General features: G+C 55.0%; 14 protein-coding genes. 6 read left to right on the top strand and 8 right to left on the bottom strand.

Going from position 1 to position 21489, the window contains the following annotated elements:
- Nucleotides 1-72: 72 nt before the first annotated feature.
- The 4 genes from alkB to AM329_RS02235 all read right to left on the bottom strand — a co-directional run bounded on the left by alkB (nt 73) and on the right by AM329_RS02235 (nt 4118).
- Nucleotides 73-723, bottom strand: coding sequence for a DNA oxidative demethylase AlkB (alkB, locus tag AM329_RS02250; RefSeq protein WP_032609716.1), 651 nt, complete (start codon nt 721-723; stop codon nt 73-75).
- Entirely contained in the window at nt 723-1781 is a 1059-nt protein-coding gene (ada, locus tag AM329_RS02245) for a bifunctional DNA-binding transcriptional regulator/O6-methylguanine-DNA methyltransferase Ada (RefSeq protein WP_032609718.1), read from the bottom strand. Before ada ends, alkB begins: the two co-directional genes overlap by 1 nt.
- A 72-nt stretch (nt 1782-1853) precedes the next feature.
- Nucleotides 1854-2909: an FAD:protein FMN transferase ApbE gene (apbE, locus tag AM329_RS02240; protein WP_023300605.1), complete on the bottom strand. Its 1056-nt coding sequence runs from the start codon at nt 2907-2909 to the stop codon at nt 1854-1856.
- A 114-nt stretch (nt 2910-3023) separates the two neighbouring features.
- The gene (locus AM329_RS02235) at nt 3024-4118 is read right to left on the bottom strand and encodes a porin OmpC (RefSeq protein ID WP_003859401.1); all 1095 of its coding nucleotides are present in this window, start codon (nt 4116-4118) and stop codon (nt 3024-3026) included.
- Nucleotides 4119-4861: 743 nt separating this feature from the next.
- On the opposite strand from AM329_RS02235, the gene rcsD reads away from it, so the two are divergent.
- Both rcsD and rcsB read left to right on the top strand, forming a co-directional pair.
- Complete coding sequence (gene rcsD, locus AM329_RS02230; protein ID WP_003859403.1) at nt 4862-7534, top strand: phosphotransferase RcsD; 2673 nt, start codon at nt 4862-4864, stop codon at nt 7532-7534.
- Between the two features lie 16 nt (nt 7535-7550).
- Nucleotides 7551-8201: a response regulator transcription factor RcsB gene (gene rcsB, locus AM329_RS02225; protein WP_003859405.1), complete on the top strand. Its 651-nt coding sequence runs from the start codon at nt 7551-7553 to the stop codon at nt 8199-8201.
- A gap of 111 nt (nt 8202-8312) precedes the next feature.
- Here the strand turns inward: rcsB and rcsC are convergent, their stop codons facing one another.
- Both rcsC and gyrA read right to left on the bottom strand, forming a co-directional pair.
- Nucleotides 8313-11159 carry a two-component system sensor histidine kinase RcsC gene (gene rcsC / locus AM329_RS02220; RefSeq protein WP_022651523.1) on the bottom strand — a complete coding sequence of 949 codons (2847 nt, stop codon included), beginning with the start codon at nt 11157-11159 and terminating at the stop codon, nt 8313-8315.
- 135 nt (nt 11160-11294) lie between these two features.
- A complete protein-coding gene (gyrA, locus tag AM329_RS02215; RefSeq protein ID WP_032609722.1) occupies nt 11295-13931 on the bottom strand; it encodes a DNA topoisomerase (ATP-hydrolyzing) subunit A in 2637 nt (878 codons plus the stop codon).
- 146 nt (nt 13932-14077) lie between these two features.
- Between gyrA and ubiG the strand changes: the two genes are divergently transcribed.
- The 4 genes from ubiG to yfaE all read left to right on the top strand — a co-directional run bounded on the left by ubiG (nt 14078) and on the right by yfaE (nt 18933).
- Nucleotides 14078-14806, top strand: a complete 729-nt coding sequence (gene ubiG, locus AM329_RS02210; RefSeq protein WP_003859413.1) for a bifunctional 2-polyprenyl-6-hydroxyphenol methylase/3-demethylubiquinol 3-O-methyltransferase UbiG — start codon at nt 14078-14080, stop codon at nt 14804-14806.
- A 348-nt stretch (nt 14807-15154) separates the two neighbouring features.
- Nucleotides 15155-17440, top strand: coding sequence for a class 1a ribonucleoside-diphosphate reductase subunit alpha (gene nrdA / locus AM329_RS02205; RefSeq protein WP_003859415.1), 2286 nt, complete (start codon nt 15155-15157; stop codon nt 17438-17440).
- 108 nt (nt 17441-17548) lie between these two features.
- A complete protein-coding gene (nrdB, locus tag AM329_RS02200) occupies nt 17549-18679 on the top strand; it encodes a class Ia ribonucleoside-diphosphate reductase subunit beta (protein WP_032609724.1) in 1131 nt (376 codons plus the stop codon).
- Complete coding sequence (gene yfaE / locus AM329_RS02195) at nt 18679-18933, top strand: class I ribonucleotide reductase maintenance protein YfaE (RefSeq protein ID WP_003859419.1); 255 nt, start codon at nt 18679-18681, stop codon at nt 18931-18933. Before nrdB ends, yfaE begins: the two co-directional genes overlap by 1 nt.
- 103 nt (nt 18934-19036) lie before the next feature.
- On the opposite strand, the gene glpQ is transcribed toward yfaE, so the two are convergent.
- Together glpQ and glpT are read right to left on the bottom strand one after the other, a co-directional pair.
- Complete coding sequence (gene glpQ / locus AM329_RS02190; protein WP_032609726.1) at nt 19037-20095, bottom strand: glycerophosphodiester phosphodiesterase; 1059 nt, start codon at nt 20093-20095, stop codon at nt 19037-19039.
- Nucleotides 20096-20106: 11 nt separating this feature from the next.
- Nucleotides 20107-21459, bottom strand: a complete 1353-nt coding sequence (gene glpT, locus AM329_RS02185; RefSeq protein WP_003859423.1) for a glycerol-3-phosphate transporter — start codon at nt 21457-21459, stop codon at nt 20107-20109.
- Nucleotides 21460-21489: the final 30 nt, after the last annotated feature.

The following is a 21489-nucleotide window of genomic DNA, read 5'->3' as shown; positions in this document are numbered from 1 at the left end:
AGCAATCCGGACAAGAAAAATCAGCCAGCAGTGTAAACTGCCTTTCACACACATCAAGAATAATTCTTATTTTTATTCTCTGTACGCTGCCTGGCGGAACGTGAGGTTGTAGCGAAACGCCCCCGCCACCGGGTGATCGCCTGGTTTAAGCGGCTGAATACCGTGATAAAAAAGCCGTGATTCCCCGCCCCAGACCACCACATCGCCATGCTCCAGCATCAGCCGTTTGAGCGGGTCGTTGCGCCGCAGGCCGCCAAACTGAAAGACAGCGGGCAGCCCAAGGGATACCGAGACAATCGGCGCGCGCAGGTCCGGCTCGTCCTTATCCTGATGCAAGGAGAGCTTTGCCCCAACGGCATAACGGTTAATAAGACAGGCATCGGGTCGAAAATCAGGATAGCCGGCCGCCACGGCGGCATCGTGACACAGCGCCTGAAACGCCTCCGGCATCGGCGGCCACGGCTGATCCGTCAGCGGATCGTACGCGGCATATACATAGCCCCGCTCATTCGTCGCCCATCCCAGTTCGCCGCAGTTGGTCATCGCCACGGACATGGTATACCCGCCTGGCGTAACCATATGGCGAAACGGCGAACGGGCGGTGACGGCTTTAATGCCGTCGAACAGCGCCGCCGCGCGGGAAAGCGCGAAGCGTCTCAGGATCGTCGCCCCCGGCGCGAGCGACTCCTGCCAGGGTTCAGCATCAGCAAAAAGATCGAGCATTATTCCTCCGGGTTGTTCGCCTCACGTTTCAACAATAGCACCTTACGCGCTGCGCCCCAGCGATAACCCGACAGCGCGCCGTCGTTACGCACCACGCGGTGACAGGGGATGACTATCGCCAGTTTGTTGGCACCGCAGGCCCCCGCCACGGCACGTACGGCATTGGGTTTACCAATGGCCTTTGCCACCTGCTGATAGCTTGCCGTTTCACCGCAGAGGATAGCCCGCAGCGCCTGCCAGACCTGCTGCTGGAAGGCGGTACCCCGGATATCCAGCGGCAGCGTCAGCGGCGTCGCGCGGCTGTCGACAGAGGCAATCACCTGACGTACACGCCCGGCAAATGCGCCTTCCATCGGTTCACGGACGGCAAGCGGAAACAGTGACAGCAGCTCAGCCGTCAGCCCGGCGTCGTCATCACCCAGCAGTATTGCGCAGATCCCGCGCTCGCTTTCCGCCACCAGACAGCGGCCTAGCGAGCAGTCACTGATGGCATAGCGGACCGCAGCCTCTCCGTTGCGGTACTGTTTTGCCGTCATGCCCAGCGCGCCGTTGGCTTTACGGTAGTAACTGCTGCCGTCCGGAAAGCCAGCGGCCAGTACGGCGTCGGTGATTTTACCGCCCTGTGCAAGCAGGGTGCGCAGGCGTTGTTCACGCGCGGCCTGCTGCCATGCTTTCGGCGTCATGCCGGTGACGGATTTAAACAAGCGGTGGAAATGGAACGGACTCATGGCAACCTGCTGCGCCAGTGCCTCCAGGTTCAGCGCGGCATCCTGTTCAAGCAGTCGACAGGCCAGCGCAATGTTGGCCTTTTTCTGCGCCATAGGGTCGACCTGGTCCGGCCTACAGCGCTTACAGGGGCGGAAACCCGCCTGCGCGGCCTGGTGAGCATCAGGATAAAAGCAGACATTTTTACGCAGCGCGTGGCGGGCGCGACAGGACGGACGACAATAAATGCCGGTCGTCTGCACGGCAAAGACAAACTGGTTATCCGCACGCGGATCGCGGGCCAGTACGGCCTGCCAGCGATCCTCATCGGTAAGATAGGTTGTGTTTTTCATTATCGGCTCCTCTTACAAGCATACGCTCAGCTTGCCTGAACGCCACCGAACAAAAACCCGCAACCTTGCTTTTTAATTTTTTTCGCTCACCAGGAAGCTATTGAACTGCGGCGAACTCCAGGTTTTAAACCCGTCAGCCTCTTTAGTGATCATATAGACGGCCAGCCCTTCCTGACGCACTACCTCTTTGGCCTTCTCCGTGCCGAGCACCATCAATCCGGTATCCCAGGCATCCGCCTCCAGCGCGGTTGGGGCTATCACCGTCACGGACACCAGGTTATGGGTAATCGGGCGTCCGGTTTGCGGATCAATCACGTGCGAGATACGTTTGCCATCCAGCTCGTAATAGTTGCGGTAGCTTCCGGAGGTGCTGATACCATGCCCGTTGATGTCGACAATCGCCTGCACCGCGTTTTGCTGATCGGTTGGTTTTTGGATGGCCACTCGCCACGGCCTGCCGCTGGCGTTCATGCCCCGGCTGACGAGCGCGCCCCCGACGGAAACCAGATAACGCGGAATGCCTTCCTGCGCCATCAGGGCCGCGAGATGATCCGCAGCATACCCCTCGCCTACCGTGGAGAGATCCACAAACAGGTCGGGAATATCTTTTTGCAGGTATTGCTGACCATACTGGGAGATCACCGCCAGATGCTGTAACCCTGTACGCGCGCGGGCGTCGTCGATGGCGGCTTGATCGGGTGTAGTCACCGGCTGCTTGTTGGGGCCAAATCCCCACAGGTTCACCAGCGGCCCCACGGTCACATCCATTGCGCCGTTGGTTTTGTAGCCCACGCGCATGGCTTCCGTGACGATATCGGCCATTGCTTCGCTCACCGGCCACAGCGAGGTGCTGCTGGAGCGATTGAAACGCATCAGCGCTGAGTCATTTTTATAGGTAGAGAGTAGCTGATCGTCGGCATCCAGCTGCGCCTGAATTTTACCGCGTAATTCTTCAGCGCGGGATTTATCAATATCCATCACGCTGACGCGCCAGAAGGTCCCCATGGTTTTCCCTTCCAGCACCGTCGCGGCGGGTGCGTCGATTTTTGCGGGCTGTGTGGAAGAGTCACACGCGGTCAGGAGTAAAAAAGTCGCCAGAACGCTGGCGCGTAAAAAAGTCATATCCATTGGTTATTATCCTCATGCCAGGGCGGCAAGAGTACACTAAAACAGCGTATTTGTAAGACCCTAAAAAAGCATGAAAAAAGGGGCCTGTTGGCCCCTTTGTCGCTGTATGAGCAATTAGAACTGGTAAACCAGACCCAGCGCGACGATATCGTCAGTACCGATACCTGCTGCGCGAGTGAAGTCGTTCTCATCAACCAGGTTGATTTTGTAATCAACGTAGGTGGACATGTTTTTGTTGAAGTAGTAAGTCGCGCCAACATCAACATATTTCAGCAGATCCTGGTCGCCGTAGCCGTTTTCCAGGTCCTTACCTTTAGATTGCAGGTATGCCACGGATGGACGCAGACCGAAGTCGAACTGATACTGCGCAACCACTTCGAAGTTCTGCGCTTTGTTAGCCCAGCCCAGGTCGCCCGCACGGGTCGCGTTGTAAGTCTGAGTATACTGTGCAGCCAGGTAGATGTTGTTCGCGTCATATTTCAGACCACCGGTGTAGGTCTCTGCGCGATCGCCTTCACCGTAGTAGCCCGCAGCGTTCTGGTCAGCAGTACGTTTAGAACTGGTGACTGCCGTACCGATAGCGAAGCCTTCGCCCAGATCATAGGTCAGAGAGCCGCCGTAGCCATCACCGTTCTGACGCAGTGCCTCACGACCGTTGTTGGTCTGGCCTTCGCCGCTTGCGCTGCCGTTTTTACCCTGGTACTGCAACGCGAAGTTCAGACCATCAACCAGACCGAAGAAGTCCTGGTTACGGTAGGTCGCGAAGCCGTTACCACGCTGCTGCATGAAGTTGTCAGAACCGTAGGTATCGCCGCCGAATTCCGGCAGAACGTCGGTCCAGGAAGTTACATCGTAAACAACGCCGTAGTTACGACCATAGTCGAATGAACCCGCATCAGCGAATTTCAGACCTGCGAACGCCACACGCGTCCATGAGTTGTTTTCGTTCTCACCAGAGTTACCCTGGATCTGGTATTCCCACTGGCCGTAACCGGTCAGCTGGTCGTTAACCTGAGTTTCGCCTTTGAAGCCCAGACGCATGTAGGTCTGGTCGCCGTCTGCACTGTCGTCATCAGAGAAATAGTGCAGGCCATCCACTTTACCGTACAGATCTAATTTGTTGCCGTCTTTGTTATAAATTTCAGCCGCATTTGCTGCGCCTGCCACCAGCAGAGCTGGTACCAGGAGGGACAGTACTTTAACTTTCATTTTATTAACCCTCTGTTATATGCCTTATTATTTACCACTGCTTACTGGTCAACCCTCTTAACCAGTCGGCAAGTTCATTCTCCTCAAAAATGCAGAATAATCCAACAGGAATATGATACGAAAACTTTGAAGATGTTTCACTTTGCCATCAAGATGTTTCAATTTGTAAATTTTGAGGAACTTTTACAGAGCATTAATAGTTTAAAAATATAGCACGGATAATCAAAACAAAAATATATCGCATTAAATTCAGCAAATTGCCGTAAAAAACAGTACAGCACTGAATGACAAAAAAATTCCCTTCAACACCACTAAAATAACCCTCGCTATCATCATTAACTTTATTTATTACCGTCATTCAGTTCTGAATGTCTGTTTATCCCTAATTGAACCGGATGCTTCGCATTCGGTTTTTTTTTACCTTTCTTTACGTCACCCTACATTTAATGTGCTACCGCTGGGTAATGATAACGACTATTAACTAAATCCCGAATACGGCTTACACTTAATTGTTTTTATGCTATCGAAATTAATTTCTTGTTTATTCGTGCTATTTTTCTGCCGGTGCGGCGGCTTATTTATACATTTCACGGGGTTTTGTACACCTTTCACGCGGGGACATTGAAGCCGGTTACCCGGATAAAAAGTCAAGGTTATACCGATAACGACGCTGGAAATTCAGTTATTACCCTTTATACTGCCCTATCCCATTACCGCGCGGCCATTACGGGTTAAACACATCGATGAGTCAGACTGAAACTACCGCCCCGAGCAAATTCTCCCTTCTACCGGGCAGCATCACCCGTTTCTTTCTTCTGTTGATCGTTGTGCTGTTAGTCACAATGGGAGTGATGATCCAGAGCGCCGTTAACACCTGGCTTAAAGATAAAAGCTATCAAATCGTCGATATCACCCATGCGGTGCATAAGCGCATTGATACGTGGCGCTATGCGACCTGGCAAATCTACGACAATATCGCTGCCGCGCCTGCCACCTCGTCAGGCGAAGGGTTGCAGGAAACGCGCCTTAAGCAGGATGTGTATTACCTTGAAAAACCGCAGCGTAAGACGGAAGCCCTGATTTTCGGCTCGCACGACAGCGCAACGCTTGAGATGACGCAGCGGATCTCCTCCTATCTGGACACCCTGTGGGGCGCCGAGACCGTACCGTGGTCCATGTATTACCTGAACGGTCAGGACAACAGCATGATCCTGATCTCGACCCTGCCGCTTAAGGATCTCTCGTCGGGCTTTAAAGAGACCACCGTTGGCAGTATTGTCGATTCCCGTCGGGCAGAAATGCTGCAACAGGCCAACGCGCTGGACGAGCGCGAAAGTTTCTCGTCATTACGCCGTCTTGCCTGGCAGAATGGTCACTACTTCACGCTGCGAACCACCTTTAACCAGCCGGGCCATCTGGCGACCGTGGTTGCCTTCGACCTGCCGATTAACGATCTCATCCCACCGGATATGCCGCTGGACAGCTTCCGTCTGGAGCCAGACAACAGCACCCAAAATATGCGCTCGCCGTCGGATAAAGAAGGCGCGGACAGCGTAGCCATCTCATTTAATGGCTCAAAGATTGAGATTGCCTCATCGCTCAACTCAACCGGTATGCGTCTGGTGTGGCAGGTGCCTTTTGGCACCCTGATGCTTGATACTCTGCAAAACATTCTGCTGCCGCTGCTGCTGAATATCGGCCTGCTGGCGCTGGCGCTGTTTGGTTACAGCACCTTCCGTTTCCAGTCGGGCCGCCAGAGCGACTCGACGTCGGTATCAGCCGGGACCAGCAACGAGCTGCGCATTCTTCGTGCCCTGAATGAAGAGATTATTTCCGTGCTGCCGCTTGGGGTGCTCGTTCACGATCAGGAGGCAAACCGCACGGTAATGAGCAATAAAATTGCCGATCACCTTCTGCCGCATCTTAACCTGCAAAATATTACGGCCATGGCGGACCAGCATCAGGGTGTCATCCAGGCCACCATTAATAATGAACTGTATGAGATCCGTCAGTTCCGCAGTCAGGTCGCGTCGCGCACGCAAATCTTCATCATTCGCGATCAGGATCGCGAAGTGCTGGTGAATAAAAAGCTCAAGCAGGCGCAAAGGCTGTACGAGAAAAACCAGCATGGCCGCGCCGCGTTTATGCAAAATATTGGCGATGCCTTTAAACAGCCGTTGAAGTCACTCGCCACGCAGATTGCTGATCTGAGCACGCCAGAAAGCCGACAGCTAAGCAGCCAGGCCGATTCACTGGTTCGTCTGGTGGACGAAATCCAGCTTGCGAACATGCTGGAGAATGACATCTGGAAGGGCACCCCTACGCTCTTCTCCATCCAGGACCTGATTGATGAGGTGGTGCCGGAAGTCCTGCCGGTGATCAAGCGCAAGGGACTCCAGCTGCTGATCAACAACCATTTACCGGCCAACGACGAACGTCATGGCGATCGCGATGCCCTGCGTCGCATCCTGATGATGTTGATTCAGTATGCCGTCACCACGACGCAGATCGGCAAGATCACCCTTGAAGTCAGCACCGATGAGTCCACCGACGATCGTCTGACGTTCCGCATCCTGGATACGGGCGAAGGCGTGACCGTGAGCGAAATTGATAACCTGCACTTCCCGTTCCTGAACGATACCCAGCGCGACCACTACGGTAAGGCGAATGCCCTCACCTTCTGGCTTTGCGATCAGCTGGCGCGTAAGCTGGGCGGTCATCTGAACATTAAGGCGCGCGAATCCCTCGGCACCCGCTACTCTTTACACGTTAAAATGGCGGCGAATCCACAGGAAGAGGATGAAGAGCGTCTGCTGGACGATGTGGTGGTGATGGTGGATGTGACCTCCAGTGAGATCCGAAATATCGTCGTACGTCAGCTGGAAAACTGGGGTGCGTCCTGCATTACTCCGGACGAAAGGCTCGCGAGTCAAGAATTTGATCTATTTTTAACTGATAATCCGTCTAATCTTACTGCCTCAGGCTTGCTTTTAAGCGATGATGAGCCAGGCGTGCGGAAAATCGGCCCTGGGCAGCTGCGCGTCAACTTTAATATGAGCAATGCAATGCAGGAAGCTGTATTACAACTGATTGAAGAGAATCTGGCGCAGGAAGAAATCCTGGAGTCACCGTTAGGCGGCGATGAAAATGCCGAACTCCATGCCAGCGGATATTATTCGCTCTTCGTTGATACAGTACCAGATGATGTTAAGCGGTTGTATACTGAGTCCGCTGCGCAGGATTTTGCAGCGCTGGCACAGACAGCACACCGGCTTAAAGGGGTGTTTGCCATGCTTAATCTGGTTCCCGGCAAGCAGTTATGTGAAACGCTGGAACATCTAATTCGTGAGAAAGATGCCTCTGGCATTGAAAAATACATCAGCGACATTGACGCTTACGTCAAGAGCTTGCTGTAGCAAGGTAGCCTTATACATGAACAATATGAACGTAATTATTGCCGATGACCATCCGATTGTACTGTTCGGTATTCGCAAATCACTTGAACAGATCGAGTGGGTGAATGTAGTCGGTGAATTTGAAGATTCCACAGCCCTCATTAACAACCTGCCTAAACTTGATGCGCACGTGCTCATTACCGATCTCTCCATGCCTGGAGATAAATACGGTGATGGGATCACGCTCATCAAATACATTAAACGCCACTTCCCGGACATTTCGATCATTGTTCTGACCATGAACAATAACCCGGCGATTCTGAGCGCCGTTCTGGATCTCGATATTGAAGGGATTGTGCTGAAACAAGGCGCACCTACCGATCTGCCAAAAGCGCTGGCGGCGCTACAGAAAGGGAAGAAATTCACTCCTGAGAGCGTCTCACGCCTGCTTGAAAAAATCAGCGCGGGTGGTTATGGCGACAAGCGTCTCTCGCCTAAAGAGAGTGAAGTTCTGCGTCTGTTCGCTGAAGGTTTCCTGGTCACTGAAATCGCCAAGAAGCTGAACCGCAGCATTAAAACCATCAGTAGCCAGAAAAAATCCGCGATGATGAAGCTGGGTGTGGATAACGATATCGCCCTGCTGAACTATCTCTCTTCCGTGACGCTGAGCGCAACGGACAAAGACTGATCTTCGCTGTCTATGCCGGGTGGCGCTCGCGCTTACCCGGCCTACAAACCCCGCAGGCCCGCGCAAGCGCAGCGCCGCCGGGCACATAAAAAAGGCCCTTTCGGGCCTTTTTTATTGTCTCGCTTTTCGTACCCGCTCCGCATAGACGGATAGCGTCTGCTTCAGTACATCCAGCGTGACCGGCTTCGACAGGCAGCTGTCCATTCCCGACTCCAGACAGCGCTGCTTCTCCTCCGCCAGCGCGTTGGCTGTCACCCCCACCACCGGCAGCGTCAGCCCCAGCTGTCGGATACGCTGCGTCAGACGGTAGCCGTCCATGTTAGGCATGTTCACATCGCTGAGCACAATATCAATATGGTTCTTACTTAAGACATTCAGGGCATCCACGCCATCATTGGCCGTTTTACACTGATAGCCCAGAGAGCCAAGCTGGTCTGCGAGCAGACGACGGTTAATCGGATGATCGTCGACGACCAGAATCATCATATCGTCATTCACCGACGCCAGCTCATCAGGGGAAGCCAGCACGGTGGCGCCGTCGCTGTCTTCAAGCTGCACGCTGTAAATGCGCGCCAGCAAGCCCAGCAGCTCGTGCGGTGTCGCCACGCTGTGCACCCATACTCCAGGCGAACGCTCAAGCGGAATACCGATATGACGGCGGCAGAACATCACCACGCCGCGCCCCGCCCACGCCTGTTCCGGCTCAACGTCGGTGATCAGCATGTCATCCGCGCCCGGCGTCTGGCCTTCGTAGCGCGAAACCCGCACGCCGCTGCTGGTCAGCATTGAGGTCAGGAAATCATGTAAGGAGGCGTTGTGCACCGCCAGCCAGCAGTGTTTATCGCTCAGGCCGTCGACCGTGGTTTTCGCCGGATAATGCGCCGAATAGAGCGGAATACGAATGGTGAACTGGCTGCCCATACCCGGCTCAGTATCGACGGAGATATCCCCGTCCATCATGCTGATAAGCTTCTCGCAAATAGCCAGACCAAGCCCGGTCCCCTGGAAATTACGCTGGACGCCGGTTCCCACCTGGAAGAACGGATCGAACAGGCGAACAACTTCTTTCGCCGGAATCCCCACCCCCGTGTCGCGCACGCGAATGGTCAGGTACTCCCCTGCCCGACAGACGTGCAGCACAATACAGCCGATATCGGTGAATTTGATGGCGTTGCTCAGCAGGTTTGAGATGACCTGTTGCAGACGCATCGGATCGCCATGCAGCGTCAGGGGCACATCCGGCTCGATAAAGCAGTACAGCCCAAGCTGTTTACGCACCACCAGCGGCAGATAGTTGGCGCAGATATGGTTCATCACCTCGCGCGGGGAGAACTCGCGCGGCTCTATTTTCAACTGCTCGGATTCAATTTTAGAGAAGTCGAGAATATCGCTGATGATTTTCAGCAGCAGGCTGGACGAGTTGTTCATGGCCGTCACCAGCCGGTCGACCCCTTTCGGCAGCTCTTTGGTCTGGAGCAGATCGAGGTTACCGATAATACCGTACAGCGGCGTACGCAGCTCATGACTGACGGTCGCGAGGAACATCGATTTCGACTGACTGGCCTGCTCCGCCGCCTGCGCCATATCCTGCAACGACTCTTCCATTTTCACGCGCGCAGAGACGTCCACCAGCACGCAAATCGCCACGTTTTCATTACGGTAGCGCGAATGGACAAAGCTGATTTGCAGGTTGGTGTGGGTGCTGGTCAGCACATCCACAAAGTTAACCTGTTGCCCACAGATGATCTGCGTTAACCGCTGACGGTCTTCATGCGTGAGCATGTTCAGGTAGTTATGGGCAAGCTCGTTACTGAGGATATTTGTCCCGTCCTGAGTACGCAGGATGCAGATCCCTACCGGCGCCGAGGCGACAATTTTACGGTTAAACTGCTCGTGCTCCTCCAGACGCTGAGCATCCGCCTCCGCCGGAATAAAGATCCGCCGCTCATACATTCTCGCCAGCATAAACAGCGCGACGCCTACCGCGATGTTCAGCAAAATGGCGTTAAGTATCAGGATGCGAATGCGCTCCAGGACCTTGTCCACCGGCAGCGAGTAGACAATGCTCAGCGACGATGGCGGTAAACTTTTCTTCAGCACCAGCTCGCGGAACCCGGAGGTATAGCCAAACCATGACCGCTCCTGCATCCAGCTGGGTTCCACCTTCAGGCGGTTTTCAGGCCCGGTAAGGGAGATGAGCGGATGGCCGTTTTCATCCAGAATGGTCACGCCCATCGGCAGACTGCCCGGCGTGAAGAAGTTTTCCATGCGGATGGTTTGTTCAATCCCCAGCAGCGCTTGCAGGCGGTTTCCGAGATAAACCGGAGTCAGGGCATAGAAATAGCCGACGCCCATGCGCGGCCCCTGGCTTATCCAGAAGATGTTGTTCCCGCGCTCTTCCTGAGGCGCATTGCGGTATTTCACTATGCGCTCATGCAGGCTTTTCAACGCGTCTTCACGTTCGACGGGCATATCCCGCAGGCCGAAATCTGCCATGCAGAGATTTTCGTTACTAATCAGGTAGACACGGTTCAGATCGTAAGCGGCCGAGAAGTTATCGCGCCAGTAGCGCATAAACCATGACAGGGACTCCAGTGAACCACGCCAGGCTTTGCCCATGGCGGAACAATCGGAATCCGGGAAGAGCGGTTCGAAATCAGGCACTTCGGTTTTTTCATCCCGACCGCGGATGGCAAGAATGCCGTTCTCCGCCGTCAGTCGATTCTCAGCAATATACTTAAGCTCTTTCATCACGTCAGACGTACGCTGGATATAGCGCTGAGCCTGATCCGAGCTCAAATTAAACTCCTGGCGGATCTCCGCTTCTTTCTGGTGTAACGCGTTAACGATGTAAAACACCGAGAGCAGTGCCACCAGCAACCATAGCAGTAGCGCAAGCGCCCGAAACAGATAGCGGGAGACTTTTAACGTGGTACGAAAGGAGACGAGGTATTTCAAAGGGGCGAGGCTCCGCCGTCGGGGTCAAAAAGAATGTGGTTAAGGTAGCGGTAAACGCGGCTTGTCGCAACGTTCACTTGTCTGCTTGCGCAAAACAAAAGGGCCGGAAACCGGCCCTTTATGCGTCAGGAGACGTTACTCGTCAGCGTCATCCGCTGCTTCATCATCGGTGTCCGCTTCCGGGGCGATTTCATCATCCCCTTCCGCGACGCTGCCGTCGATAGAGTCAAGCTCTTCGTCATCCACCGGCTCAGCAACGCGTTGCAGACCGACGACGTTTTCATCTTCCGCAGTGCGGATGAGGATAACGCCCTGGGTGTTACGACCTACCACGCTGATCTCTGACACGCGGGTACGCACCAGCGTACCGGCATCGGTGATCATCATGATCTGGTCCGCGTCGTCCACCTGCACCGCGCCAACAACGGAACCGTTGCGCTCGGTCACTTTGATGGAGATAACGCCCTGCGTGCCGCGTGACTTGGTTGGGTATTCACTTTCCGCCGTACGTTTACCGTAGCCGTTCTGGGTGACGGTCAGGATTGCGCCTTCGCCACGAGGAACGATCAGGGAAACAACGGAGTCTTCACCCGCCAGCTTGATACCACGCACGCCGGTCGCCGTACGACCCATTGCGCGCACGGCGTTCTCTTTAAAGCGCACCACTTTACCGGCGGCAGAGAAGAGCATCACTTCATCAGAACCGGACGTCAGATCCACGCCGATCAGTTCGTCGCCTTCGTTCAGGTTCACCGCGATAATCCCGGCGGAACGTGGACGGCTGAATTCGGTCAGCGCGGTTTTCTTCACGGTACCGCTCGCGGTCGCCATAAAGACGTTCACGCCCTCTTCGTACTCGCGTACCGGCAGTATGGCGGTGATACGTTCGTTCGCTTCCAGCGGCAGCAGGTTGACGATTGGACGTCCACGCGCGCCACGGCTTGCTTCCGGCAGCTGATAGACTTTCATCCAGTACAGACGGCCCCGGCTGGAGAAGCAGAGGATCGTGTCATGGGTGTTCGCCACCAGCAGACGATCAATGAAGTCTTCTTCTTTAATACGCGCCGCAGATTTGCCTTTACCGCCCCGACGCTGAGCTTCGTAGTCGGTCAACGGCTGATACTTCACGTAGCCCTGGTGAGACAGCGTCACTACCACGTCTTCGCGGTTGATCAGATCTTCAATGTTGATATCAGAGCTGTTGGCCGTGATTTCGGTGCGACGCTCGTCGCCGAACTGATCGCGAACCAGCTCCAGCTCTTCACGGATCACTTCCATCAGGCGCTCTGCGCTACCCAGGATATGCAGCAGCTCGGCAATCTGCTCCAGCAGCTCTTTGTACTCGTCGAGCAGTTTTTCATGCTCAAGGCCGGTCAGTTTCTGCAAACGCAGATCCAGAATCGCCTGGGCCTGCTGTTCAGTCAGGTAGTACTTACCGTCACGCACGCCGAATTCCGGCTCCAGCCACTCAGGACGCGCAGCGTCATCGCCGGCACGTTCCAGCATCGCCGCCACGTTGCCCAGATCCCATGAACGCGCAACCAGCGACGCCTTCGCTTCTGCTGGCGTCGGCGCACGGCGGATCAGCTCGATGATCGGGTCGATGTTCGCCAGCGCAACGGCCAGTGCTTCAAGGATATGGGCACGGTCGCGCGCTTTGCGCAGTTCGAAGATGGTACGGCGAGTCACCACTTCACGGCGGTGACGCACGAACGCGCTCAGGATCTCTTTCAGGTTCATGATCTTCGGCTGGCCATGGTGCAGCGCAACCATGTTGATACCGAAGGAGACCTGAAGCTGAGTCTGGGAGTAAAGGTTGTTCAACACAACTTCACCCACCGCGTCGCGCTTGATTTCAATCACGATGCGCATACCGTCTTTGTCAGACTCGTCACGCAGCGCGCTGATGCCTTCAACGCGTTTTTCTTTTACCAGCTCGGCGATTTTTTCAATCAGTCGCGCTTTGTTCACCTGATACGGGATCTCGTGAACAATAATGGTTTCACGGCCGGTTTTGGCGTCCGCTTCCACTTCGGCGCGGGCACGGATGTAAATCTTGCCGCGACCGGTACGGTACGCTTCTTCAATACCGCGACGGCCATTGATGATTGCCGCCGTCGGGAAGTCCGGGCCAGGGATGTGTTCCATCAGCCCTTCAATGCTGATGTCTTCATCGTCAATGTAGGCCAGGCAGCCGTTGATCACTTCCGTGATATTGTGCGGCGGAATGTTGGTTGCCATACCGACGGCGATACCGGACGAACCGTTCACCAGCAGGTTTGGGATCTTCGTTGGCATGACGTCAGGAATTTTTTCCGTGCCGTCGTAGTTATCAACGAAATCAACCGTCTCTTTTTCCAGGTCAGCCATCAGCTCATGGGCAATCTTCGCCAGACGGATTTCCGTATAACGCATTGCCGCGGCGGAGTCGCCGTCGATAGAACCAAAGTTACCCTGACCATCTACCAGCATGTAACGCAGCGAGAAGGGCTGCGCCATACGGACAATGGTGGCGTACACCGCGAAATCACCATGAGGATGGTATTTACCGATTACGTCACCAACGACACGGGCAGATTTTTTGTAGGCTTTATTCCAGTCATTGCCCAATACGTTCATGGCGTATAGTACGCGACGGTGTACCGGCTTCAGGCCATCGCGGACGTCCGGCAGCGCACGGCCAACAATGACCGACATCGCATAGTCCAGATAGGAGCTTTTCAGCTCTTCCTCGATGTTAACCGGTGTAATTTCTCTCGCAAGGTCGCTCATCTAACCGCTATCCCTCTACTGTATCCCGGATTCAAAGGTCGCAAATTATAACACAGCCGCGGTGATACAGGTAAACCTATACGCTTTATTCACAGGGATTGCCTGATATACTCATTTGTCTTGCTAAATAAGGAGTAAAAGCGCCCATGAATGCCGAAAAATCCCCGGTGGCTCACAACGTTGACCACGAAGAGATTGCCAAATTTGAAGCGGTGGCGTCCCGCTGGTGGGATCTCGAAGGTGAGTTCAAACCTCTGCATCGTATTAACCCGCTGCGTCTGGGCTATATCGCGGAGCGTTCCGGCGGTCTGTTCGGTAAGAAAGTGCTCGACGTCGGCTGCGGCGGCGGCATCCTGGCGGAAAGTATGGCGCGTGAAGGGGCCACCGTCACCGGTCTGGACATGGGCTTCGAACCTCTACAGGTTGCGCGTCTTCATGCGCTGGAGTCCGGCATACAGGTAGAATACGTTCAGGAAACCGTGGAAGAGCACGCGGCAAAACATGCGCACCAGTATGACGTGGTGACCTGCATGGAGATGCTGGAGCACGTTCCCGATCCGCAGTCGGTCGTCAGCGCCTGTGCAAACCTGGTGAAACCGGGTGGACAGGTCTTCTTCTCGACCATCAACCGCAACGGCAAAGCCTGGCTGATGGCCGTGGTAGGCGCGGAATATGTGCTGCGCATGGTGCCTAAAGGGACGCACGACGTGAAGAAGTTCATCAAGCCTGCCGAACTGCTGGGCTGGGTTGACCAGACATGGCTTAAGGAGCAGCACATGACGGGCCTGCACTACAACCCGTTGACCGATAAATTCAAACTTGCCCCGGGCGTGGATGTTAACTATATGTTGCACACAACCGCCAAAAACGACTAACGTCATTCGTTATTCTTATAAAGATTGCGCGACATCATGTTGCGCAATTCTGACCTCCCGTTGAAGAAATCAGCACTCGATCAAATTTTGAATTTTTTTTCTTAATTATTGACATCTCTTCCAGGCCTTACGGCACGAGGACTTAGCCTTTTTTACCCTTTCACAACCTCAATTTAACGTCAAAATCAACCCTTGTACTGAAAAGAATCCTTACTAGAATACTCACCATATAGCGTTCTTCTTATCGCAAAACCCCTATATGTAGTATTTATCCACAGAGTTAGTCACAAGACGGGTCTGTGGATAAGCGGGGGATATTTTTTATTTCACGGACAGGTAAAAACCCACATGAATCAGAGTCTGCTGGTGACAAAGCGCGACGGTACCACCGAGCGTATCAATCTGGACAAAATCCATCGAGTTCTCGACTGGGCAGCAGAAGGACTGAACAACGTATCTATCTCCCAGGTTGAACTGCGTTCTCACATTCAGTTCTACGACGGCATCAAAACGTCTGATATCCACGAAACGATCATTAAAGCAGCGGCAGACCTCATCTCCCGCGACGCACCGGATTATCAGTACCTCGCTGCGCGTCTGGCGATTTTCCACCTGCGTAAAAAAGCCTACGGTCAGTTCGAGCCGCCGAAGCTTTACGATCACGTAGTGAAAATGGTTGAGCTGGGCAAATACGACACGCATCTGCTGGAAGACTATACGGAAGAAGAGTTCGAGCAGATGAACGGGTTTATCGATCACTGGCGCGACATGAACTTCTCCTACGCGGCGGTGAAGCAGCTCGAAGGCAAATACCTGGTTCAGAACCGTGTAACCGGTGAGATCTACGAAAGCGCCCAGTTCCTCTATATTCTGGTGGCCGCCTGCCTGTTCTCTAATTATCCACGCGAAACCCGTCTGGACTACGTGAAGCGTTTCTACGATGCGGTATCAACGTTCAAAATTTCTCTGCCTACGCCAATCATGTCTGGCGTGCGCACCCCTACCCGTCAGTTCAGCTCCTGCGTGCTGATCGAGTGCGGTGACAGCCTGGATTCCATCAACGCGACCTCCAGCGCCATCGTGAAATACGTTTCCCAGCGTGCCGGTATCGGCATCAACGCCGGTCGTATCCGTGCGCTTGGCAGCCCAATCCGCGGCGGTGAAGCGTTCCACACCGGCTGTATCCCGTTCTACAAGCACTTCCAGACGGCAGTAAAATCCTGCTCTCAGGGCGGTGTGCGCGGTGGCGCTGCGACCCTGTTCTACCCGATGTGGCACCTGGAAGTGGAAAGCCTGCTGGTTCTGAAGAACAACCGCGGCGTGGAAGGCAACCGCGTGCGTCACATGGACTACGGCGTGCAGATCAACAAGCTGATGTACACCCGCCTGCTGAAAGGGGAAGACATCACCCTGTTCAGCCCATCCGACGTCCCGGGCCTGTATGACGCGTTCTTCGCCGATCAGGATGAGTTCGAGCGTCTGTACACCAAATATGAAAAAGACGACAGCATCCGTAAGCAGCGCGTGAAGGCGGTCGATCTGTTCTCCCTGATGATGCAGGAACGTGCTTCTACCGGCCGTATCTACATCCAGAACGTTGACCACTGCAACACCCACAGCCCGTTCGATCCGGTGGTTGCGCCAGTGCGCCAGTCCAACCTGTGCCTGGAGATCGCCCTGCCGACCAAACCGCTGGACGATGTGAACGACGAAAACGGCGAAATCGCGCTGTGTACGCTCTCTGCGTTCAACCTGGGTGCGATTAAGAGCCTGGACGAGCTGGAAGAGCTGGCGGTGCTGGCTGTTCGTGCCCTCGACGCCCTGCTGGACTACCAGGATTACCCAATCCCGGCGGCAAAACGCGGCGCAATGGGTCGTCGCACTTTAGGTATCGGCGTAATCAACTTCGCCTACTGGCTGGCGAAAAACGGCAAGCGTTACTCCGATGGCAGCGCCAACAATCTGACGCACCAGACGTTCGAAGCGATCCAGTACTACCTGATGAAAGCCTCTAACGAGCTGGCGAAAGAGCAAGGCGCGTGCCCGTGGTTCAACGAAACCACTTACGCGAAAGGCATTCTGCCGATCGACACCTATAAAAAAGACCTGGATGCGATCGTCAGCGAGCCGCTGCACCTCGACTGGGAAGGCCTGCGCGAGTCCATTAAAACTCACGGCCTGCGTAACTCCACGCTCTCTGCCCTGATGCCGTCCGAGACCTCTTCGCAGATCTCCAACGCCACTAACGGTATTGAGCCACCGCGCGGGCACGTCAGCATTAAAGCGTCGAAAGACGGCGTGCTGCGTCAGGTGGTACCGGATTACGAAACGTTGGGTGACAACTACGAGCTGCTGTGGGAAATGCCAAACAACGACGGCTACCTCCAACTGGTGGGTATCATGCAGAAGTTTATCGACCAGTCGATCTCTGCCAATACTAACTACGACCCGACGCGCTTCCCGTCCGGCAAGGTACCGATGCAGCAGCTGTTGAAGGACCTGCTGACCGCCTACAAATTTGGCGTGAAAACGCTGTACTATCACAACACCCGTGATGGTGCGGAAGACGCCCAGGACGACCTGGCGCCGTCAATTCAGGACGATGGCTGCGAAAGCGGCGCATGTAAGATCTAATAAATTCCCTCACCCTAACCCTCTCCCACAGGGAGAGGGAACTCTTTCCCCCTCTCCCTGTGGGAGAGGGCCGGGGTGAGGGGAAATAACACCACAGGACTCACCGCAATGGCATATACCACCTTTTCACAGACGAAAAACGACCAGCTCAAAGAGCCGATGTTCTTCGGCCAGCCGGTCAACGTGGCACGCTACGATCAGCAAAAATATGACATCTTCGAAAAGCTGATTGAAAAGCAACTCTCCTTCTTCTGGCGTCCGGAAGAAGTTGACGTTTCCCGCGACCGTATCGATTTCCAGGCGCTGCCGGAACACGAAAAGCACATCTTCCTCAGCAACCTGAAGTACCAGACGCTGCTGGACTCCATTCAGGGACGTAGTCCGAACGTGGCGCTGCTGCCGCTAATCTCGATTCCTGAGCTGGAAACCTGGGTAGAAACCTGGGCGTTCTCCGAGACGATCCACTCCCGCTCTTACACCCACATCATCCGCAACATCGTGAACGATCCGGCGGTGGTGTTTGACGATATCGTCACCAACGAACAGATCCAGAAGCGCGCGGAAGGCATTGCCCATTACTATGATGAGCTGATCGAGATGACCAGCTACTGGCACCTGCTGGGCGAAGGCACTCACCATGTGAACGGTAAAACCATCACCGTGAACCTGCGCGCGCTGAAAAAACAGCTGTACCTGTGCCTGATGAGCGTTAACGCGCTGGAAGCGATCCGCTTCTACGTCAGCTTCGCCTGCTCCTTCGCCTTTGCCGAGCGCAAGCTGATGGAAGGCAACGCCAAAATTATCCGTCTGATCGCCCGTGACGAAGCCCTGCACCTGACCGGCACCCAGCATATGCTAAACCTGCTGCGCAGCGGTGCGGACGACCCGGAGATGGCGGAAATCGCCGAAGAGTGCAAACAGGAGTGCTACGACCTGTTCTTGCAGGCCGCCCAGCAGGAGAAAGAGTGGGCAGACTACCTGTTCCGCGACGGCTCCATGATTGGCCTGAACAAAGACATTCTGTGCCAGTACGTGGAGTACATCACTAACATCCGCATGCAGGCTGTGGGTCTCGATCTGCCATTCCAGACGCGCTCTAACCCAATTCCGTGGATCAATACCTGGCTGGTATCCGATAACGTGCAGGTTGCGCCGCAGGAAGTGGAAGTGAGTTCTTATCTGGTCGGTCAGATTGATTCTGAAGTCAACACCGACGACCTGAGCGACTTCCAGCTCTGATGAGCCGCGTAACGCTGAGCCTTTCTGGTACAGAGGTGTTGTGCCAGGAAGAGCATCCTTCTCTGCTGGTGGCGCTTGAAGCGCATCAGGTTGAGGTAGAGTACCAGTGTCGTGAAGGCTATTGCGGTTCCTGCCGCTGCCGTCTGGTCGCAGGCCAGGTGGACTGGCTGACCGAACCGCTGGCCTTTATCAGTGAAGGGGAAATTTTGCCCTGCTGCTGCCGGGCAAAAGGCGATATCGAAATCGAGATGTGATTGCCCTTATTCCCTCTCCCTGTGGGAGAGGGTTAGGGTGAGGGCATCAGGCCGCAGAGCCTGATTGTCGGGTGGCGGCTTCGCCTTACCCGACCTACAAAACCTACTTCCGGTGAATGAATTCAACCGCTTTATCCGGAAAATCCGTAAACAACCCGTCCACATCCGCCTGGTTATACAGCACGTCGTAAAGCTGATTCACGTCCGTTGCATACTCCGGCAGCTGGTCTGCGCGTACGGTATACGGATGCACCTGCATCTTGCTCGCATGCGCCTCTTTCACCATCGCCGTCAGCTTCACGTGACCCGGCGTTGAGCCTTCCGCCACCAGCATGTGATAATCCGGCCCGATGCCGTCAGCGTACTGCGCAATCTGCTTCATCGCGCCCGGCTTGAACATCCAGTCGTAGCTGTAATTCATCCACTTCCCGTCCGGCTGTTTCTCCTGGGTTTCATTCCAGTCGGTATAGGCAATCAGCTGCACCAGATTGAGATCCATCCCCATCTTCGGCTCCAGCTCGGTTTTGATGCGCTTCAGCTCGGCGGCGTCAAAACACTGCAGGAAAACCTTATCCTGCTTGCTGGTGTAGCCGTACTTTTTCAGTACCTCCAGCGTCTTCGCGGCAATGTCCTTCCCTTCCTGATGGTGGAACCATGGGGCTTTGATTTCCGGGTAGATGCCGATGTTTTTACCGGTGGAGTGGTTCAGTCCCTGAACAAACTCAATCTCTTCCTGGAAGGTATGGATCCGGAAGTCAGATTTGCCCATCGGGAAACGTCCCGGATAGACCTGCACCTTCTTGCCGTTTTCAATCTCGAAGCCTTCGGTGAACTTCAGGGAGCGGATCTCCGCCAGCGTGAAGTCGATAGCGTAGTAGCGACCATCTTTACGGGCGCGATCCGGGAAACGCTCTGCCACGTCCGTCACGCGGTCAAGATAATGGTCGTGCAGGACGACCAGCTGGTCGTCCTTCGTCATCACCAGATCCTGCTCCAGATAATCCGCGCCCTGGGCATAGGCCATCGCTTTTGCCGGCAGCGTATGCTCCGGCAGATAACCGCTGGCGCCACGGTGGGCGATCACGATCTTATCTGCCGCCAGCGCGGAGCCTGTCATCAGGCCCGCCAGCAGCAGGCCGGTTGCTAACTGAGTTAATTTCATCGCAATGCTCCTTATTGACGACGCGCCAGCACTTCGGCGTGGTGACGTTTTTCACCAATCATCACAACAACCAGCAGCAGTACCGCCAGCACGCTTCCGCCGATCATCACCATAAAGCCGCCGTCCCAGCCGAAGAAGTCAACGGTATAGCCCACAATGGCGCTCGCCGCGACCGAACCGCCGAGATAGCCGAACAGACCGGTAAAGCCCGCAGCCGTGCCTGCCGCTTTCTTCGGTGCCAGCTCCAGCGCGTGCAGGCCGATCAGCATAACCGGACCATAAATCAGGAAGCCGATGACGATCATACAGGCCATATCCACACCCGGATTACCCGGCGGGTTAAGCCAGTAAACGACCGTCGCGATGGTCACCAGCGTCATAAAGAACACGCCCGTTGCCCCACGGTTGCCCTTAAACACTTTGTCCGACATCCAGCCGCAGATCAGCGTGCCGGGAATGCCCGCGTATTCATACAGGAAATAGGCCCAGGAAGATTTATCCAGCGCGAAGTGCTTCACCTCTTTCAGGTAAGTCGGGGACCAGTCGAGGATGCCGTAACGCAGCAGGTAGACAAACACGTTCGCCACCGCGATGTACCACAGCAGCTTGTTCGGCAGCACGTACTTCATGAAGATCTGCTTTGCCGTCAGCTCTTCTTCGTGCTTCTCGCTGTAATCATCCGGGTAGTCGTTTTTATACTCTTCGATCGGCGGCAGGCCGCAGGACTGTGGGGTGTCGCGCATCAGAGCGAAGGCGATAATCGCCACCAGAATGGCGCCAAAGGCTGGCATATAGAGCGCGGCATGCCAGTCGTTGAACCAGGCCATCCCCAGCAGGAACAGCAGCGGCGGAAGCCCGCCCCCGACGTTATGCGCACAGTTCCAGACCGATACAATTCCACCACGCTCTTTCTGTGACCACCAGTGAACCATGGTGCGTCCGCATGGCGGCCATCCCATCCCCTGGAACCAGCCGCAGAGGAACAGCAGCACGAACATGATGGCAATGCTTGAGGTCGCCCACGGCACAAAGCCCATGAACAGCATCACCGCTGCCGCGAGGATCAGACCGGCGGGCAGGAACACGCGCGGATTCGAACGATCCGACACCGACCCCATAATGAACTTTGAAAAACCGTACGCGATGGAGATCCCCGACAGCGCAAATCCCAGATCGCCGCGAGAGAAGCCCTGCTCCACCAGGTACGGCATGGCGAGCGCAAAGTTTTTACGTACCAGATAGTACGCCGCATACCCGAAGAAGATCCCGAGGAAGATTTGCCAACGCAGACGGCGGTAGAGAGGATCAATCTCTGCCTCTGGCAGTCGCGCCCGATGTGGCGCAGGTTTAAAGATACTGAGCATAACAGCCTCCGTGGCCTTTCAAAAAATGAC

This window comes from Enterobacter cloacae complex sp. AR_0002 (genome assembly GCF_001922365.1).
In the GTDB taxonomy this organism is placed as follows: domain Bacteria; phylum Pseudomonadota; class Gammaproteobacteria; order Enterobacterales; family Enterobacteriaceae; genus Enterobacter; species Enterobacter hormaechei_C.
Note: the sequence above shows the minus strand (reverse complement) of the source record. Positions and strands in the feature narration are given on the sequence as shown.

What these genes read in the sequence shown, in the direction of transcription:
- AM329_RS02235 (WP_003859401.1), bottom strand. Translation starts at nt 4,118, where the DNA reads ATGAAAGTTAAAGTACTGTCCCTCCTGGTACCAGCTCTGCTGGTGGCA.
- glpT (WP_003859423.1), bottom strand. Translation starts at nt 21,459, where the DNA reads ATGCTCAGTATCTTTAAACCTGCGCCACATCGGGCGCGACTGCCAGAG.
- gyrA (WP_032609722.1), bottom strand. Translation starts at nt 13,931, where the DNA reads ATGAGCGACCTTGCGAGAGAAATTACACCGGTTAACATCGAGGAAGAG.
- nrdB (WP_032609724.1), top strand. Translation starts at nt 17,549, where the DNA reads ATGGCATATACCACCTTTTCACAGACGAAAAACGACCAGCTCAAAGAG.
- yfaE (WP_003859419.1), top strand. Translation starts at nt 18,679, where the DNA reads ATGAGCCGCGTAACGCTGAGCCTTTCTGGTACAGAGGTGTTGTGCCAG.
- apbE (WP_023300605.1), bottom strand. Translation starts at nt 2,909, where the DNA reads ATGGATATGACTTTTTTACGCGCCAGCGTTCTGGCGACTTTTTTACTC.
- rcsD (WP_003859403.1), top strand. Translation starts at nt 4,862, where the DNA reads ATGAGTCAGACTGAAACTACCGCCCCGAGCAAATTCTCCCTTCTACCG.
- rcsB (WP_003859405.1), top strand. Translation starts at nt 7,551, where the DNA reads ATGAACAATATGAACGTAATTATTGCCGATGACCATCCGATTGTACTG.
- alkB (WP_032609716.1), bottom strand. Translation starts at nt 723, where the DNA reads ATGCTCGATCTTTTTGCTGATGCTGAACCCTGGCAGGAGTCGCTCGCG.
- nrdA (WP_003859415.1), top strand. Translation starts at nt 15,155, where the DNA reads ATGAATCAGAGTCTGCTGGTGACAAAGCGCGACGGTACCACCGAGCGT.
- ada (WP_032609718.1), bottom strand. Translation starts at nt 1,781, where the DNA reads ATGAAAAACACAACCTATCTTACCGATGAGGATCGCTGGCAGGCCGTA.
- glpQ (WP_032609726.1), bottom strand. Translation starts at nt 20,095, where the DNA reads ATGAAATTAACTCAGTTAGCAACCGGCCTGCTGCTGGCGGGCCTGATG.
- ubiG (WP_003859413.1), top strand. Translation starts at nt 14,078, where the DNA reads ATGAATGCCGAAAAATCCCCGGTGGCTCACAACGTTGACCACGAAGAG.